Raw genomic sequence first — 18,545 nt, 5'->3', positions numbered from 1 at the left:
ACTGGGTAAGGGGGAAATCAGTTAATGTCGATTTCTTCTGATTTTAAAGATAAATCAGGTAATTGTGAAACTCGCGATGCTCGTTCGCAATCTTGATTAAAAACACGGCAGAATTCGTGCTTTGCACAAAATCTGGGATGAAATGTAAATAAAATCGTGGTTTTCAAATTCAAGTTAGACACGAACAAAACAGAGAAGAAATTAATAAGACTTGTATGGGCCGGCTCGATTGAGCCGGCTCTTATTATACATGCATCAAAGGAATGGATAAATGTGGGTATAGTTTTGTTATCATGGTGAAAGGGATGTCTGCCCTTGTGAATGTATTGATCCTGGGAAATAAAGGGACATTCGAAAATAAGCGGGTGAACAATATCTATGAATATGGAGTTTACGGAAGCATTGGAAGAAAAGATTGAAAAAGCAGAGGCTGATGTGGTCGCAGCGAAGAAAAAGTATGACCAGGCAACAGCAAATCTGAAAGAACTGTTAGACAAGCGGGATGCCATAAGAAAAGAAGAAATCCTGTCAGCGGTTGTAAAAAGTGGGCGGTCATATGAGGAAATCATGAACTTTTTGAATGCAGGATCAGATGGAGAAAAGACGGAAAAATAGAATTATTTTGAGTCGCAGATATAGCGATATTCGATTAAGGCGGAAAAAAACTGGAAGTTCACAATTAAAATGCGGGATAAACACTGCTTCTAAAGAATATAATATGATTATAGAATGGAAATATGCAACAAGTTACAAAAATCTATTTCAATGTCCGGCTGATATATTGATTTTTGAAGCCTATATGGATATACTAGAATAGAAAAATGCAATATGTTGCAAAAATCTTTTACAGTGAGGTTTTAAGATGGAGATTCGCAGAGATTTTTATTTGGATAAATTGATAAAAAGAAAGAATAATGGATTGATTAAGGTAATTACTGGTATTCGTCGATGTGGAAAATCCTATTTACTGAATAATCTGTTTTATCATCATTTATTGGAAAGCGGAGTTGATACTGACCACATCATTCGCTTTGCTTTTGATTCAGCTGATGATCTTTATCTGATTGGCGAAAGCCTGATTCAGATGGAAAAGGAAAAGCGTGGAGTTGATCCTGAAAAGTTTATGGCTTATATCCGTTCCAAAGTTGTAGGTGAAGAAATGTATTATTTGCTGCTTGATGAAATTCAGATGTTGAATTGTTTTGAAGCTGTTTTGAATGGCTATCTTCGCAAAGATAATATGGATGTATTTGTGACAGGAAGTAATGCAAAACTTTTGTCTAAAGATATAGCCACCGAGTTCGCCGGTCGTGGTGACGAGGTTCATATGTATCCCCTGAGTTTTGCCGAGTTTATGACCATTTACAGCGGTGATAAGTACATGGGATTATCTGAATATATGCTGTATGGCGGTATTCCTCTTGTTGTTCTTCGTGAGGGAGCAAACGATAAGGCAGTTGCATTGCAGAATCTGTTCAATGAGATTTATCTTCGAGATATTACCAAACGTAACCGAGTGAGGAATATCGGAGAATTGGAAGATCTTCTGAATATTCTTTCCTCTGCCATTGGTTCGCTGACCAATCCGGAAAAACTGAAAAATACTTTCAAGACGGTAAAGAAATCCAGAATCACTTCCGCTACCATTAAGAAATATCTGGATTATTTTGAGGATTCTTTCCTGATTGAATCAGCACAAAGATATGACATTAAAGGAAAAGCATATATTGAAACACCTAAGAAATATTATTTTTCCGATCTTGGTCTTCGCAATGCCAGAATCAATTTCCGTCAGTTTGAGCAGACTCATTCTATGGAGAATGTAATTTATAATGAACTTCGTATGCGTGGTTACAGTGTGGATGTGGGAGTAATACCGATTGCAGAAAGAAATCAGGAAGGTAAGGTTATCCGTAAACAGCTTGAAGTTGATTTTGTATGCAATCTTGGTTCATCCAGATACTATATCCAGTCGGCATACTCGCTGCCAGATGAAACGAAACGCACTCAGGAAATCAGACCATTCAGGAAAATTGATGATTCCTTCAAAAAGATTGTTATCACAAAAGATATTGTACAGCCCTATTATGATGACTATGGTATCTTGACTGTAAACATTTATGACTTCCTCCTTGATCCGCAAACTCTTGAAAAATAAACAATGTTATAAAGGATGCTATGCGGTCTTGGAAGAATGGAATGTATGCCGGTGGAGGCGAACTTATGGAAAATATTGATGATGATAGAGAAATGATAAAAATGAAACAGATGACAATAAATGGAATAGGTGGAAAAGTACATTATTGGATTTCAAGACCAAATAATAATTCTAAGGGAGCATTAGTATTTACACATGGCTTAACAGCGAATCATACAATGTATGAAAGACAGGTTGAGTAAGCTTATTGTTGAGTCAAAAATGTATTTAAGTTTGGGAAATCATAGAGTGTATGGATTCAATTCCATATGCTCTTTATCTTTACTTAATTTCAGGAAAAAGCACAGAAATCTAATGTTACGATGTTCTACAATCTCCGTCATAATAAAAATATACGCCTGCATCAGTTTGGACTTTCCAGATCGACGAATCCCCGTAATGATCTTGATATTAGGAGTGCCATTCAGTTCAATGATTCTATCAAGATATTCTGCTCTCGTGATTGTTTTCATTTAGCCACCCACTTTCAAAAATTAAAATTTTTTCATTTTTCGAAAGTAGAAATTGTGTAAAGGCAAACCGATTCTTTACTGAATTTCAGAAAAAAATTTAAAAATTTCAAAAAACTTGCTTTTGACCACTGTAAAACATGCTCTGAGCGTTTCGTTATATGAAGGGATAATTTTTCTTTCATATTTCAAAGAAAAGAGGATAAAGAAATGTCAGAGAAAAGATGTTATACAGTTTAGGAGTTACAGGAAATCTTAGGAGTCAGCAGACCTACTATTTATAACCTTTTGAAGAAAAAGGAATTCCGGTGGATCCAGTTGGATGGCGGAAAGTATCGCATCTCTAAGAAGAGTTTCGATGACTGGCTCGATAACTTGGAACAGTAAAAAACAGGGTGTTGATCAGGCAGATTTTGTCTGCAATCGACATCCTAAATTTTTATCTGGATTTGAGATATGATATAAGAAAAAACACTAACACTAAAAAGACAGGAAGTGAAGAATAAATGGCAACAGCAATTATGAAACAAAAAGAAGTTCCGGAAACGGACGATGTTGAAGAAATCATTTCGAAGATATCAGAAGAAAGTCCTTATAAACGGCGTCCAACACAAAAGAGGACCTGGATGACCGTGCCGGAAATGGGAAAGCTACTGGGATTAAAAAAGACAGATCGATACTGGCTGGTGCATAAAAATGTTTTTGAATCAAAAGAGATTGCCGGAAAGATACGAATCAATATTACCAGCTTTGAAAAATGGTACGCCAATCAGATTAAATACCATAAAGTTACCGGAGAAGAACCAGGGAAAGAATTGAAATTCTGGTCCTATTCCGTTAAGGAAGTTGCGGACCTGTTGGGTGTTGATGAGTATCTTGTTTATGATTTACTCAAGAAAAATCAAATGGAAGCTGTTATTGTCGATTACTGGAAACGAATACCAAAAGAATCTTTTCAGAACTGGTATAAAAGCCAGTCCCGGTATCGGACAAAGGAAGACAGAGAAAAGGACGCTCTTCTGGAAGATGCAACTATTACGATGCCAGAGATGGCACAGCTGCTAGGAACAACCAGAAGCTCAGTATATACAATTCTTGATAATCCGAAGTATAGTCATTTTTTTGAATTCATTGTGATTGCAGAAAAGAAAAGGATCACAAAAGAGAGTTTTCAAAAATTCCTGGAAGGTCAGGATCGGTATAAGCTGGATCCATCGAATGATTATGAAGAACTTGCACAGGAACAAAATATTGCCCTGGCTAATTACCGGCGGAAGAAATTATCACAGACCGGAATACGAGGAAGCAATGGAAATATAAAGTATCTTACTTTTGATGAAGCTTCCTATTTGGCAAAGGTCAGCAGAAGCATGATCAACAAGTGGGCGGATAAAGGGAAGTTCACAGTAATAAAAGTTGGCAGTCGAGTTAGGATCCTTCGGGATGAATTTGAGGACTGGATGGAACAAAGAGATTTGGAAAGGAGCATGCAATAATATGGCATCAATAAGAGAACGAAACGGAAAATTCAATGTAATCTATTCCTATACGAATGAAAAAGGCGAGAGGAAACAGAAGTGGGAAACCTATGAAACAAAAGCCGAAGCAAAGAGAAGAAAAAAAGAAATTGAATATAAAAAAGAGATGGGATCATTTGTCGTTCGTAAATGCAAAACACTGGATGAGCTTATTACAGAATATGTTGCATTGTATGGAAAAGAAAACTGGGCACTTTCTACATATGAAGGAAATGTCTCTCTTATCAATAACTATATTCTTCCGGTTATTGGTGATGCAAAGCTGTCAGAGATCAATACCAGATTTATCGAAAGATATTATCAGAGTCTTTTGAAGAGACGTGCAGTTATCAATCCATTAAATAAAACCAGTCGAAATGAATTTGTATCGTCCAGTACGGTCAGGGATGTTAACAAGCTGCTTAGAAACTGTTTTGAACAGGCAGTGAAATGGGAACTGATGGAGAAGAATCCCTGTATTCATGCGACTGTACCAAAACATAAATCCCAAAAAAGAGATATCTGGACAGCGGATACATTGATGTATGCTCTCAGTGTCTGTGAAGATGAGCGATTAAAACTCGCAATTAATCTATCTTTTTCATGTTCCTTACGACTTGGTGAGCTGCTTGGTCTTACCTGGGATTGTGTAGATATCTCTCCTGAGGCAATTGAAGAAAATCGCGCATATGTCTTCATCAATAAAGAATCACAGCGTATAAGAAAAGAATCTTTGAACGCACTGGATGGAAAAGATGTGTTGCTGGTATTCCCGACAAATCATAAGAAGAATTCTACGGTCCGTATTCTGAAAACACCGAAGACAGAAAGCAGTGTACGTAAGATATTCTTACCGAAGAGCGTTGCTAATATGCTTGTAGACTGGAAAGCTGAGCAGGATGAAATGAAAGAAATCCTGGGTGACGAATATATGGACTATAACCTGGTTATGGCAAGTACCTTTGGTCTTCCTCTTGGTGATGGAGCAATCCGTGGCCCTTTAAAGAAATTGATCGAGGACTATAATCTCCCACCGGTTGTATTTCACAGTTTTCGTCATAGCAGTGTTACTTATAAGCTGAAACTGAATGGTGGAGACATCAAGGCGGTACAGGGTGATTCTGGCCATGCTCAGGTCAATATGGTTACAGATGTGTACTCTCATATTCTGGATGATGACAGAAGGAAAAATGCAGAGCTTTTTGAAGAAGCATTTTATGAGAAAAAGAATCTGGATCCACAGATGCATGTACAGCAGGAAAATAATAATGCAACTGTTGCTGATGAAGTCGATCCTGAACTTTTGGCAAAAGTGTTGGCAAATCCAGAGATGCGGGCATTATTCAATTCGCTGGCGAAGACAATGAAGTAATGAAAAATAGTGAAAAAATAGTGTAATTTTAGTGGAAAAACAATTCATAAAACGATATAATATATGGATGAAATGGAGGTGGATCATGTGATTAAGGTTACGTTAACAAATGAAATTTTAAAAAAAATATCGGAAATAGACGAAAAGCGTTTTTCTCTTAGTACGATAGAAATGCCACCTGTTATAAAAAACAGACTTAGAAAAAACTCTAAGAAAAAAAGTTCCTATGCTTCTAATAAGATTGAAGGAAATCCATTAACTGAAAAACAGGCAAATGAGGCTATTGATAGTGATCCTCACAAACATTTTTTAAAGCCAGAACAGGAAGTTCGTAATTACTTTTTGGCTTTAAATTTTTTAGAAGAAAAACTGAAAAGGAAAGAAGCTTTTTCAAAAGAAATGATTTTAGAAGTGCAGGCAATGGTTGAAAAAGGTGCGTCAAAAGAAAAGATAGGCTTAAGAGGCCCTATGCCACCTGGAATGTTATTCGCAGTATATGATTCCGAAACAGGCGCAGCGGAATATATTCCACCAGAGTATATTGATATTCCAGACTTGTTGGATGAACTTGTTGAATATGTAAATACTACAGATGATCATCCGCTGATTATTGCTGCTGTAGTTCATTATCAATTGGTTACCATTCATCCTTTTGAAGATGGAAATGGAAGAACCGCCAGATTAATGTCAGGCTATATTCTTGATTATTATGGATATGGTTTTAATGGAATAGGTTCTCTGGAAGAATATTTTGCCTATGATCCAGATGAGTATTATGCATCACTGCAAATGGGGTTACCGGCGTTATATTATTCAGGAAGAGAAAACCCTCCTCATCCGGAAATTTGGATCAATTATTTTTTGCGGATGATGGAATTGTATTCTAAAAAGGTATATGAATTATCAAAAACATCCGAAAACGACGAGTTAGATGGAAGTCTATCTTATTTAAATGCAAAAGAAAAAGAATTCTTAGCATTTCTGTTAAAAAAGCGATTATATGAGTTTACACCAATTGAAGTCAGCAAAATGCTAGGTGTAACCAACAAAACGATTATTAATCGATGTGCAAAGCTGGTAAATAATGGTTTGTTAATTCCAATCATTGTAAAGACAAGAGTCCGATCTTATCGGTTAAGTGATTTTTCAAAGACAAATGCGAAAAAGATTTTGAAAAAATATCGTAATAAAATATAAAATTTGCCAGTCAAAAACGCATGGACAAACCGTCTCGTATGCGTTATATTATTTATAGACAAGAAAATATCTTGTGCTTTCGATAGGAAGTTTAATTGAATACTGTTTACCATGATCGAACGTACGAAGCATGGTGGTCATATAACAGATGTCGATGGTAATATCAAGGCATTCCCCAATTATTAGCTGGAGCAAACAATCAGCTAACTTTCAGAGCTTTACAGAGCTTGACAGAGGGGGTATTCAGAATAACTCAAATTGAATCGGAAACAGTTTTTAATAGTGTCCCATATGGGTTTACCTTACCTCAGATTGACAGAGAGTGACAATAGGTTGGAGCTCTCCTAAGCGAGGGGTCGGAGGTTCAAATCCTCTTGGCGACGGGCTTCAAAGCGTTCGAAAATGTTAGCTGGATTAGCTGACAACGAACGCTTTTGTTATTTTCTAAACACGTTCGTGACACAAAATTCCATTCAAAAGGATCAATTTCCAGCTAACATTTTAGTTTTGCTCTGTATGTGTACCCCTCTATATAACGAAACGCTCAGATGCTGTTTTGCAGTAGGGGAAAAGAAAAAATATCAAAAAAATGATGATTAATGGTGAGCTTGTGATAGAATAGATAAAAGAGAAAAGCATAAAGGATGTTGTTGTGGAGAATATTTGTTATGATTAGAAAGTTGCTGAACAGAGATATCGATAGAGTCGCTGACATATGGTTAAAGACAAATCTGAAAGCACATTATTTTATTTCCAATCAATACTGGAAAAGTAATTATGAATTAGTGAAAGAAATGCTGTCACAATCCGAAGTTTATGTGTTTGAAGCAGATAAAATGATACAAGGATTTGTAGGACTAAATGATGAATATATCGAAGGTATTTTTGTCTCTGATGAAATGCAGTCATGTGGCATAGGTAAGCTTTTATTGGATTATATTAAGGATAAAAAAGTCAGCTTACGATTAAATGTATATCAGAAGAATGCCAGAGCAATTTCTTTTTACCAAAGAGAAGGGTTCATTATTCAATGTGAAGGTTTGGATGAAGATACTGGTGAAAAAGAGTACACTATGCTATGGAAACAAAAATAGAAATCGGAAGTTGTGGGAATAAAAAATATGGAATTAAGACTATTGCGCTATTTTCTGACGGTGGCAAAAGAACAGAGCTTTACAAAAGCAGCAGAACAATTGCATATTACCCAGCCAACGCTATCCAGACAAATGGCGGCATTTGAAGAGGAGCTTGGAGTAACATTATTTATTCGAAGCGGGAAGAAAATTTCGCTTACTGAAGAGGGGATTTTATTAAAAAGGCGTGCCCTGGAGATCCTTAATCTTGAGGAAAAAACACTTGAGGAACTGAAAGGAAAAGAAGATGTTGTAGAGGGAAATATAACCATTGGATGCGGTGAATTTGCAGCGGTGGAGACATTGGCGGAGATATGTAAAACATATAAAGAAAAATACCCGCTGGTTCAGATTGTATTGCATACTGCAACAGCAGATGCAGTGTATGAGATGATGAACAAAGGACTTGTAGATATTGCATTATTCATGGAGCCGGTGGACACCGAAGGGCTGGATTATATCCGGATCACAGATTGCGATCACTGGTGTGTTGGAATGCGGCCGGATGATCCGCTGGCAGAAAAAGAGTTTATAAGAAAAGAAGATCTTATTGGAAAACCATTGATCCTGCCGGAAAGAGTAAATGTTCAAAGTGAACTTGCCAATTGGTTTGGAAAAGACTTTTCGAAACTGCAGATTGCTTTTACAAGTAATCTTGGAACGAATGCCGGAGTTATGGCAGCAAATGGACTGGGCTATCCGGTATCCATCGAAGGTGCTGCAAAGTATTGGCGGGAGGATATTCTTGTACAGCGAAGAATTTCTCCTGAAATCACAACAAGTACTGTGATTGCCTGGAGACGAAACATTCCATATTCTCTGGCGGTCAGTAAAATGATAGAAGAAATAAATGCTTTTCAGGCATAGAATGGAATTCAATATAAGCATTAGACATAATAAAAATATCAGGTATAAAATAGATGTATAAGAGAAATTCAAATCTTATACATCTATTTTTATACGAAAAATTCGCAAAGAAAGGGGATTTTTATTATGAGTAAAAATTTAGTCGCATTTTTCAGTGCAAGCGGGACAACAAAAAAAGTAGCAGAAATGATTGCAGAGGAAGCAAAAGCGGATTTATTTGAGATTGAGCCAAAAGTTCCATATACAAAGGCTGATCTTGACTGGATGAATAAAAAATCCCGCAGCAGTGTGGAAATGAGTGATAAGAAATACAGACCGGAGATTATGAAGAAAAAGATGGATATGAGTTCTTATGATGAGATCCTTCTGGGATTCCCAATCTGGTGGTATGTAGCTCCGACAATTGTCAATACATTTTTGGAAGCCTATGATTTCAGTGGCAAAAAGATTGTGCTCTTTGCAACATCCGGTGGAAGTGGATTCGGTAATACTGTAAAGGAATTACAGCCATCTGCACCGGATGCGGTTATCACAGAAGGCAGCCTGTTAAACCGTGGAACAAAACAGGAAATCAGTGAGTGGGTAAAATCTTTATAAATAACAGTGCTATGGAGGTATACAGAAAATGGGAAAAATAGTACAGACAGCAGGAAGAAATACACTTGGTGAATTCGCACCGGAATTTGCACATTTTAACGATGATGTACTTTTCGGCGAAAACTGGAATAACCAGGACATCGACGTAAAAACAAGAAGTATCATCACAGTGGTTGCTCTGATGGCTTCCGGAATTACAGATTCTTCTTTAAAATATCATCTTCAAAATGCAAAAAATCATGGTGTAACACAAAAAGAGATTGCCGCAGTAATCACACATGTCGCATTTTATGCAGGATGGCCAAAAGCATGGGCTGTTTTCAATCTTGCAAAGGAAGTGTGGGAGGCAGGTGAAGGAGATTTACCATACGAAGAGGAAGCAATGCGGGCGCATGCAAAAGAGATGGTATTTCCAATTGGTGCACCAAATGATGGCTTTGCACAGTATTTTTCTGGCAGAAGTTTTCTTGCACCGATTTCCACTTCTCAGGTTGGCATTTTCAACGTGACATTTGAACCCGGATGCAGGAATAATTGGCATATTCATCATGCAAAAAGCGGTGGCGGGCAGATCTTAGTATGTGTAGCCGGCCGAGGGTTTTATCAGGAAGAAGGCAGGGATGCGGTAGAAATGAAACCGGGTGACTGTATTAACATTCCGGTAGATGTAAAGCACTGGCATGGGGCCGCTCCGGATGAATGGTTTTCCCATCTGGCAATTGAGGTGCCGGGAGTGGATTGTTCCAATGAGTGGTGTGAGGCGGTATCGGAGAAAGAGTACGCTGGATTAAGATAAGGAGAGCACTATGGAATACGGTAAACTCGGAAATACAGATATAGAAGTGTCAAAATTATGTGTGGGCTGCATGAGTTTTGGGAAAGCTGGAACCATGCATGACTGGACGTTGGATGAAGCTGAAAGTGAGAATGTTATCAAGCATGCACTTGATTTGGGATATAACTTTTTTGATACAGCAAATGGATATTCAGCAGGAACAAGTGAGGAATATTTAGGTAAAGTATTGAAGAAAAATGTAGCGAGAAATCAGGTTGTGATTGCATCCAAGGTATATTTTAATGAAGGTTGTTTATCAAGACAGGCAATCATGAGGGAAATAGATGGAACTCTGTCACGTCTTGGAACCGACTATCTTGATTTATATATCATCCATAGATTTGACTATGATACACCAATTGAAGAAACTATGGAGGCACTGCACGATCTGGTAAAAGCAGGAAAGGTCAGGGCACTTGGTGCATCTGCCATGTATGGATATCAGTTTTATAATATGCAGTTAGCCGCAAGAGACAATGGATGGACACCATTTTCTGCGATGGAGAATCATTATAATTTGCTTTACAGAGAGGATGAGAGAGAATTGCTACCAATTTGTAAGCAAATGAAAGTTTCGTTAATGCCGTATAGCCCTCTTGCAGCCGGACATCTGGCAAGACCACAGTGGAAATCAGAGTCTCTTCGTGGAACCACGGATAGGGTTGCCATGGGAAAATATGATAAGACTGAAGCGGAAGACATGCAGATAGTTAAACGTGTAGCGGAGCTTGCCGAAAAGTATAACTGCAAAATGTCCCAGATAGCCATTGCATGGCAGTGGGCAAAGGGAATTCTATCGCCTATTATTGGGGCAACCAAAACGCAGTATCTGGATGATTCAGCCGGAGCATTTGACATTAAATTAACTGCCGAAGACCTTGCATATCTTGAAGAGCCATATGTTCCACATGAGATAGTTGGTGCAATTGATAAAAATCCGGCACAAGGTGTTATTTTGCTTGATGAAAAGAAATAATAAAGAACTAGGTGTAGCCATATGAAGAAATATTTATCAGTTATTCTGGAAATTATCCTCACAGCCTGTCTGGTTGCATGTGGTAGTTCTAACAAGGATTCCGTGAACGATGATAAACAAGAGGTAAGACTGGGAAAAATGAATATGCCAGAGCGTGAGGTTGTAGAATTGCTGAGTAACGGAGAGGTAGAATTAAAAATTTCGAAAGAATGAAATTACTGTTTTTCTATACGAAGAGCTCGACAGATTTTAGATAATTGCGATCTGTGAAGGATTTGCAATTTTAGGAATGATATTTTTGATTATCAGTTGATAGTCAACTTCCAGTTGTGCGCCCAGCTAAGGGTGTGTAGTCAAGCCGGTGGGATTCCGGTTTATCCAAGGTTTAGCCAACCAGATAATAGCGAGTCTTGGGACGATGCCGGTAACGGCATCTGACAAGCGTAGACAGCAAGAAAGCAGGGTTGAATAGTGATTGAGCTTCGAAACGTTAACTTCAGTCGGTCGACGTCTTAACTGGTGCGGAAGACAATATCATATAATGCGATATGGCGAGTGTTATGTGGCACTGCGGAGTCAGAGAACCAATCATGTTTTACATTATGAATACACATCAACTGGGGAGAACCTGCCATTTCTCGAAGAAGAGTATGAAGTTGCAACTGAAAACGGAGGATTTCAAATGAATGGTAGGTGGTCGGACAATCCCATAGTACTGTGGAAATCGGGCAATGCCGATGGAGGGAAGGGGATTGCATAGTAAAGGTCTTACTGAGGACACATTATCCGTACTCAGGGACGGAGGAAATAATGGAAACGAAATTAGTGAGAATAGCTGAGATATCGGCAACATCAAAACATCCTATATTTACATCAGTGTACCACTTGATAAATGAAGATATGCTAAAGCAATGCCATAAGGAATTAGATGGGAACAAAGCAGTCGGAATTGACAAGGTAACTAAGGATGAGTATGGGAAGAACCTTGATAGAAATATCAAGGAACTGGTACAGAGGTTGAAAAACAAATCCTTTAAGCCACTTCCGTCACTGAGGGTATATATACCTAAAGGAAATGGAAAGAAACGACCATTAGGGATTGCTTCCTATGAAGATAAGATTGTACAAATGGCAGTGAAGAAAATACTGGGAGCTATTTATGAACCGAGATTCCTAAACTGCATGTATGGATTCAGACCGAATAGGGGGTGTCACGAAGCAATAAAAGAAGTATACCAACGGATAAGCTATGGAAAAATCAGCTATATCGTAGATGCCGATATCAAAGGTTTCTTTGACCATATCGACCATGATTGGATGATGAAGTTCCTTGAATGGAATATACAGGATAAGAACTTATTGTGGCTAATACGTAAATACCTTAAAGCAGGAATAATGGAGCAAGGAAAATTCGAGCCAACAGAGGAAGGTTCGGCACAAGGCTCAGTAATGAGTCCGATGCTTGCAAATATATACATGCATCATGTGCTGACGCTGTGGTTTAAGCTGGTGGTGCAAAGGGAAATGCAGGGAGAGTGTTTTCTCGTCAACTTTGCGGATGATTTTGTTGCAGGATTTCAATATAAGTCAGAAGCTGAAAGATACTATAAAGAGTTAAAGGAACGAATGGAAAAGTTTGGACTGGAGCTGGAAAGTAGTAAAAGCAGACTGATTGAATTTGGGAGATTTGCAGAGCAGAATCGTAGAGCAAGAGGAGAATGTAAGCCTGAAACATTTGATTTTCTAGGGTTTACCTTCTACTGTAGCAAAACTCGAAAGGGAGGTTTCGTGCCAAAGGTACAGACTTCAAGAAAGAAGTTTGAGCAAAAGGTTAGAGCATACAAGAACTGGATTTACGATAATCGAAATCGACCAATGCGAGAAATAATTAAAGAGTTGAACGTAAAACTAATTGGACACTATCGGTATTATGGTGTTACATGGAATTTTCGGAAGATAACAACATTCCTGCATAGAGTACAACAGTTTCTATTCAAAGCCATGAATCGGAGAGGTTGTAGACGGGCATACACATGGAATGGATTTGTGGAAATGCTCAAGTATTACCCGTTAGCAAAACCTAAAACGTACTATTGTTTATATTGAAGCAAATGTTACTATGAGGAGCCGTATGCGGGAAAGCCGCACGTACGGATCTGTGAGGGGCTAAGATTGAGAGGTCTTAGTCTACTCGACTGTTGAATTAAAAATGAAATAAAGTTTCAGTAATCATAGAGTGTATGGATTCAATTCCATATGCTCTTTTTCTTTTACTTAATTTCAAGAAAATGCAGAAATCTAATGTTACGAGTTTCTTACGAGTGGCATTAAAAAAACTCGCAAGAAAACTCGTAAGAAAAAAAGTAAAAAAATTTGCTTTTGACCACTGTAAAACAGGCTCTGAGCGTTTCGTTATATGAAGGGATAATCTTTCTTTCATAATTCAAAGAAAAGAGGACAAAGAAATGTCAGAGAACTGGATGACGAAACAGGAATTGGTCTGATTGAGAAACGCAGACAGGGATTTGGAAAGGTGAACGTTATCTACGTGAAAACCTTTATGCCTGAGAAAACAGATAAGAAAAAATTTGAAGAGGAATTAAAGAAGTTTAGAAAACAAACTTCTGTGGAAAATGAGGAATCTACAGAAGTTTACATTTCAAACTTCATGAAGTCCCAAAATCAAACTTCTAGAAGTCCCGAAAACAAACTTCAAGAAGTTTACATTTCAAACCCTAATAATACTAATCTTAGTGATACTGAAATGAATGATAATAAATCTAATCAAATCGTATCTGCAGATGAGAATCGATCCGATGGCGATAATTCTACTGAGGAATATCAGGCTTATGAAAAACTGGTCAAAGAGACTGTTGATTATGAATCACTGGAAGTAACCCATCATGACGATATGCGACAGGTAGATGAAATCGTGAACCTGATCGTAGAGACTGTGATGTGTAAAAATGACAAGATCTTGATTGCCAGCAACTGGTATCCGGCATCACTGGTGAAGAAAAAATTTCTGATGCTGACCTATTCACATATCGAGTATGTCTTACACTGTATGAGTGGTAACACCACAAAGGTGAAGAACATCAAGAAATATTTATTAGCAGCCCTGTTTAATGCACCGTCAACGATGAACGGGTATTATCAGGCAGAGGTGAACCATGATATGCCAGGACTGGTAAGATAGGAGGTGCACATGTTTATTTTAAAACTTGCTGGAAAGATATTATTACTGCCGGTATGGCTGATCCTTTTTGTGATCGGCCTGGCAGTGAAGATGACAGTACAGACTTATGCGGTTGTCAGAGGAATCCTTGGATTTATATTCACTTTGTTGATTATAGCAACTGCATACTGTTACCATGACTGGGTACAGGTTGCATTCCTGTTTGCGCTGAGTGTTATTCTGTATCTGATCCTGTTTGCAGGAGTGTTCGTAGATACTGTACTGGACATGACAAGAGAATGTATTATTGATTTTATTATATCGTGAGGAGGATATGAAAATGAGCGAAAACAATGATTATATTCAGCTACCACCACTTAAAAAAGACACACCAGCCGATGTGGTAGCATTTATGTGGGAATACATGAAAGTACCGGAGGATTCAAGAGAAAAAGTTAAGAATCTGCTTAAAGATGCAAATGAAAATGGAGTAAAAATAAGTCATCAGGCACCAACACTGTATGATGTTGTTCCGAAAGAAGAAATTGCTGAATTTGAAGAGCTTATGCGCCAAACCATAGCTGACATTGTATCAGAAGCCAGTAGCGTTGCCTGTTGGGTGTATGTGCAGAAATATGTGAAGCACAAAACCCTAAACGAAATGCTGCAAGAATTGCCAGACGTAGGTCAATTCATCCTAGCTATGGATACCTGGTTTGAAAAACTGATGGAGAAATAATCTAGGAAAATAGTTTAAAGTCTACATGTTATGATCATGTATGAAGTTGGAACAAAATAAAAGAATTGTGCTATACTATTGTTCAAGAAAAAAACTCATTGACATATTTCAATCTATTTAGGAGGATAAATGATCATGTGTACAGCAGCAACTTATAAAACAAAAGATTTTTACTTTGGACGAACCCTCGATTATGAATTCTCTTATGGTGATCAGATAGTAATTACACCACGTAATTATGCGTTTAATTTTCGCCATGTTGGCGATATGAAAAATCATTATGCAATTATTGGAATGGCTCATGTTGCAGAGGATTATCCTTTGTATTATGATGCTATGAATGAAAAAGGAGTGGCAATGGCAGGACTGAATTTTGTCGGAAATGCTGTTTATGACGCGATTAAGCCAGATGTGGAAAATATTGCACAGTTTGAATTTATTCCGTGGATTTTAAGTCAGTGTTCTTCTTTAGTTGAAGTTCGCGAGCTTCTTGAACGAATTAATATTGTTAATACTCCTTTCAGCGAGCAATTACCATTAGCACAATTACACTGGATCATTTCTGATGAGAATGAGTCAATTACGGTAGAATCTATGTCAGATGGTTTGCATATTTATGACAATCCAGTAGGAGTGCTTACGAATAATCCGCCATTTCCACAGCAGATGTTTCAACTAAATAATTATATGTATTTATCTCCTAAACAGCCCAGAAATACTTTCTGCGAAAATTTGGCTCTTGATGCATATAGTAGAGGTATGGGAGGATTAGGTCTTCCGGGAGATCTCTCATCTTCCTCACGCTTTGTACGTGTAGCTTTTACAAAGGTAAATGCAATTTCAGGTGAATCAGAGGAAGAAAGCGTTAGCCAATTCTTCCACATTCTCGGATCTGTGGATCAGCAACGAGGATGTTGCGAAGTAGCGGATGGAAAATATGAAATCACATTGTATACGTCGTGTTGTAATGTTACAAAAGGTATTTATTATTACAATACTTATGAAAACCATCAGATCAGTGCAGTAGATATGCATGTAGAAAATCTGGATAGTGATAAAATGATTTGTTATCCAGTAATTCAAGGAGAACGAATCAACTATCAAAATAAATAATGTTTTGAAATCAGGGATGAGGTAGAAAGGAAAATTCCATGACAAAAGATGAAGTAAAAAAACTCAGGATGAACAGTCCGGAATCACTACAGTTTTTAAATAATGCTACAAAATTTTATAATTTAATGATGATGTATCGTTGTGCTATTCGGGAGATACAAACTAAACTTGAGGTTTTGGATGATGAATTTTCAGTTGAGAACAATCGAAATCCTATTTCTTTTATAAAAACAAGAATTAAGAAGCCCAATAGTATTTACGATAAACTGCAGAAGATGGGATATGAATTTACAACAGAAAATATACAGACATATCTCAATGATGTAGCAGGCGTTCGAATAGTTTGTGCGTTTATTGACGATATTTATATGATATCAGATTTGATTACCCAACAGGATGATATTAAAGTTATTGAAATAAAAGATTATATAAAAAATCCAAAATCGAATGGTTATCGAAGCTATCATATGATTGTCGAAATACCAGTATTTTTTGCTAAGGGTAAAACACCTATGCGTGTAGAATTACAGATTCGAACCAATGGTATGGATTTCTGGGCAACATTGGAACATCAACTTCGCTATAAAAAAGGAATTGAAGAAATGCCTGGCTATGATGAGATAAGTGAAGAATTACTTCATTCTGCAAGAGCTATCATTGAAGCAGATAATGAAATGCAGAGAATAAAAGACAAAATTGGTATGTTCCACGAAATTTAGGGAGAAAACTGAGCAAGTAGGAAGGTGGAATATATATGAAACAAGATACTTTAGAGGGCAAAGCAAAAACAAAAAATGGGGTAAAACGACTGTGTTTTTCTATAATCTGCATTCTTCTGGAAGTGATTTTTATTATTACTATCGTAACACGCTTGAATGAATATGCAGAAATCATAAATTTATTTACAAGGATTTTGAGTGGGATCTTGGTTTTGGGATTGTACGCATCAAATAAGACATCCTCTATGAAAATGCCTTGGGTCATCTTAATTCTAATTTTCCCAATTATGGGTGTAGGCCTGTATTTGTTGATTGGTTTGAATGGTGGCACACATAAAATGCGTGAGCGATATGCAGAAATTGATAGCAAATTGTTACCAATGCTTCCGGACAGTCAGGAGTGTTTGAGCAAAATAAAAGAAACAATTCCGAAAGCAGGAAATATAGCAAGTTACATACAAAGAAATTCGCAGTATCCAATCTATCAGAATACGGATATTGTGTATTTTGATGAAGCAGTGAAAGGATTAGAGGCACAGCTTAAGGATTTGGAGAAAGCACAGAAGTTTATCTTTATGGAATATCATGCGATAGAAGACGCTGAAGCATGGCATAAGATTCAAGATGTTCTGGAAGAGCGAGTAAAAGCAGGTGTGGAAGTTAGAGTATTCTACGATGATATGGGTTCTATAGGCTTTATTAACACAGATTTTGTGAAAAAGATGGAGGCAATAGGAATTCATTGCCGTGTATTCAATCCGTTTGTGCCAGGTTTAAATCTGTTTTTGAACAATCGTGATCATAGAAAAATAACAGTTATTGATGGAAAAGTCGGATTTACAGGTGGATATAATCTAGCAAACGAATATTTTAATTACACACACCCGTATGGACAGTGGAAAGATACAGGTATTCGTTTAGAAGGAGATGCTGTTCAGTCGCTTACGGTGACATTTTTGGAAATGTGGAATGCAGTAAGTGATAAGGCTGCTAATGATTCTGATTTTAGTAAATACCTTTTCCACTATGATTATGCGGCACAGCAAACTGGGTTTGTTCAACCTTATGCAGACAGCCCTATGGATAATGAACAAGTAGGAGAAGAAGTTTATATCAGTATGATAAATAAAGCTGAAAAATATTGTTGGTTTATGACTCCATATCTAATCATAACAGATGAAATGACGCATGCGTTATGTCTGGCTGCTAAGCGAGGGGTAGACGTAAGAATTATCACACCTGGTATCCCTGATAAAAAATTCATTTATAATATAACTCGTTCTTTTTATCATGGATTAGTTAAACATGGTGTTCGTGTTTATGAGTGGACTCCTGGTTTCTGTCATGCAAAAATGAGTGTGGCAGATGACTGTATGGCAACTTGTGGAACAATTAATCTGGATTATCGAAGTTTATATCACCATTTTGAAAACGGCTGTTTTATGGCAGATTGTCAGGCAGTTGTGGAAATAAAAAATGATCTGATAAGAACGATGGGAGAATGTCGTGATGTGACAGACCAATATCAAACCGGACGAAGTGCATATTTGCGACTGGGACAATTATTTATGAGATTATTTGCTGGATTGCTATAAGAATCTGATGAAACGACCTTTCAAAAAACAGTTGATTTAG

General features: G+C 37.4%; 19 protein-coding genes and 1 pseudogene. All 20 read left to right on the top strand.

The window, feature by feature from the left end; all coding sequences use genetic code 11:
• The first annotated feature begins 378 nt into the window (after nucleotides 1-378).
• Nucleotides 379-615 (top strand): hypothetical protein, encoded by a 237-nt coding sequence (locus CCC17_RS05115; RefSeq protein ID WP_287082635.1) that lies wholly within the window; start codon nucleotides 379-381, stop codon nucleotides 613-615.
• 247 nt (nucleotides 616-862) lie between these two features.
• On the top strand, nucleotides 863-2,158 hold the full coding sequence (locus tag CCC17_RS05110) for an ATP-binding protein (RefSeq protein WP_287082634.1): 1,296 nt from the start codon (nucleotides 863-865) through the stop codon (nucleotides 2,156-2,158).
• Between the two features lie 65 nt (nucleotides 2,159-2,223).
• Entirely contained in the window at nucleotides 2,224-2,400 is a 177-nt protein-coding gene (locus tag CCC17_RS05105) for a hypothetical protein (RefSeq protein ID WP_270390983.1), read from the top strand.
• Between the two features lie 519 nt (nucleotides 2,401-2,919).
• A complete protein-coding gene (locus CCC17_RS05095) occupies nucleotides 2,920-3,054 on the top strand; it encodes a helix-turn-helix domain-containing protein (protein WP_117836368.1) in 135 nt (44 codons plus the stop codon).
• Nucleotides 3,055-3,173: 119 nt separating this feature from the next.
• A complete protein-coding gene (locus tag CCC17_RS05090; protein ID WP_287082632.1) occupies nucleotides 3,174-4,163 on the top strand; it encodes a helix-turn-helix domain-containing protein in 990 nt (329 codons plus the stop codon).
• Nucleotide 4,164: 1 nt separating this feature from the next.
• Nucleotides 4,165-5,556 (top strand): tyrosine-type recombinase/integrase, encoded by a 1,392-nt coding sequence (locus CCC17_RS05085; protein WP_287082630.1) that lies wholly within the window; start codon nucleotides 4,165-4,167, stop codon nucleotides 5,554-5,556.
• Between the two features lie 87 nt (nucleotides 5,557-5,643).
• Nucleotides 5,644-6,753: a Fic family protein gene (locus tag CCC17_RS05080; RefSeq protein WP_287082628.1), complete on the top strand. Its 1,110-nt coding sequence runs from the start codon at nucleotides 5,644-5,646 to the stop codon at nucleotides 6,751-6,753.
• A 668-nt stretch (nucleotides 6,754-7,421) separates the two neighbouring features.
• The gene (locus tag CCC17_RS05075) at nucleotides 7,422-7,847 is read left to right on the top strand and encodes a GNAT family N-acetyltransferase (protein ID WP_129976200.1); all 426 of its coding nucleotides are present in this window, start codon (nucleotides 7,422-7,424) and stop codon (nucleotides 7,845-7,847) included.
• Between the two features lie 27 nt (nucleotides 7,848-7,874).
• Nucleotides 7,875-8,753, top strand: a complete 879-nt coding sequence (locus tag CCC17_RS05070) for a LysR family transcriptional regulator (protein WP_021650153.1) — start codon at nucleotides 7,875-7,877, stop codon at nucleotides 8,751-8,753.
• A 126-nt stretch (nucleotides 8,754-8,879) separates the two neighbouring features.
• Nucleotides 8,880-9,350 carry a flavodoxin gene (locus CCC17_RS05065; RefSeq protein ID WP_005426704.1) on the top strand — a complete coding sequence of 157 codons (471 nt, stop codon included), beginning with the start codon at nucleotides 8,880-8,882 and terminating at the stop codon, nucleotides 9,348-9,350.
• 28 nt (nucleotides 9,351-9,378) lie between these two features.
• Nucleotides 9,379-10,146, top strand: coding sequence for a carboxymuconolactone decarboxylase family protein (locus tag CCC17_RS05060; RefSeq protein ID WP_015526521.1), 768 nt, complete (start codon nucleotides 9,379-9,381; stop codon nucleotides 10,144-10,146).
• A gap of 10 nt (nucleotides 10,147-10,156) precedes the next feature.
• On the top strand, nucleotides 10,157-11,161 hold the full coding sequence (locus CCC17_RS05055; protein ID WP_287082627.1) for an aldo/keto reductase: 1,005 nt from the start codon (nucleotides 10,157-10,159) through the stop codon (nucleotides 11,159-11,161).
• Nucleotides 11,162-11,182: 21 nt separating this feature from the next.
• Complete coding sequence (locus tag CCC17_RS05050) at nucleotides 11,183-11,374, top strand: hypothetical protein (protein ID WP_287082626.1); 192 nt, start codon at nucleotides 11,183-11,185, stop codon at nucleotides 11,372-11,374.
• 597 nt (nucleotides 11,375-11,971) lie between these two features.
• Nucleotides 11,972-13,267 (top strand): group II intron reverse transcriptase/maturase, encoded by a 1,296-nt coding sequence (gene ltrA, locus CCC17_RS05045; protein ID WP_155177828.1) that lies wholly within the window; start codon nucleotides 11,972-11,974, stop codon nucleotides 13,265-13,267.
• Nucleotides 13,268-13,628: 361 nt separating this feature from the next.
• Nucleotides 13,629-14,360 (top strand): annotated as a pseudogene (locus CCC17_RS15005) (DUF6017 domain-containing protein); the annotation flags it as partial.
• Nucleotides 14,361-14,369: 9 nt separating this feature from the next.
• Nucleotides 14,370-14,666 carry a hypothetical protein gene (locus CCC17_RS05035; protein ID WP_119240213.1) on the top strand — a complete coding sequence of 99 codons (297 nt, stop codon included), beginning with the start codon at nucleotides 14,370-14,372 and terminating at the stop codon, nucleotides 14,664-14,666.
• A 7-nt stretch (nucleotides 14,667-14,673) separates the two neighbouring features.
• The gene (locus CCC17_RS05030; protein WP_072522478.1) at nucleotides 14,674-15,078 is read left to right on the top strand and encodes a hypothetical protein; all 405 of its coding nucleotides are present in this window, start codon (nucleotides 14,674-14,676) and stop codon (nucleotides 15,076-15,078) included.
• Nucleotides 15,079-15,213: 135 nt separating this feature from the next.
• Complete coding sequence (gene bsh, locus CCC17_RS05025) at nucleotides 15,214-16,191, top strand: choloylglycine hydrolase (RefSeq protein WP_287082625.1); 978 nt, start codon at nucleotides 15,214-15,216, stop codon at nucleotides 16,189-16,191.
• A gap of 38 nt (nucleotides 16,192-16,229) precedes the next feature.
• Nucleotides 16,230-16,910 (top strand): GTP pyrophosphokinase, encoded by a 681-nt coding sequence (locus CCC17_RS05020; protein WP_005347231.1) that lies wholly within the window; start codon nucleotides 16,230-16,232, stop codon nucleotides 16,908-16,910.
• A gap of 35 nt (nucleotides 16,911-16,945) precedes the next feature.
• On the top strand, nucleotides 16,946-18,505 hold the full coding sequence (cls, locus tag CCC17_RS05015) for a cardiolipin synthase (RefSeq protein WP_287082623.1): 1,560 nt from the start codon (nucleotides 16,946-16,948) through the stop codon (nucleotides 18,503-18,505).
• The last annotated feature ends 40 nt before the right edge of the window (nucleotides 18,506-18,545 follow it).

Origin of the sequence: Blautia sp. LMAG:36, assembly GCF_008680535.1 — a bacterium.
Lineage (GTDB): Bacteria > Bacillota > Clostridia > Lachnospirales > Lachnospiraceae > Blautia_A > Blautia_A fusiformis.
This window is presented reverse-complemented; position numbering and strand designations above follow the sequence as displayed.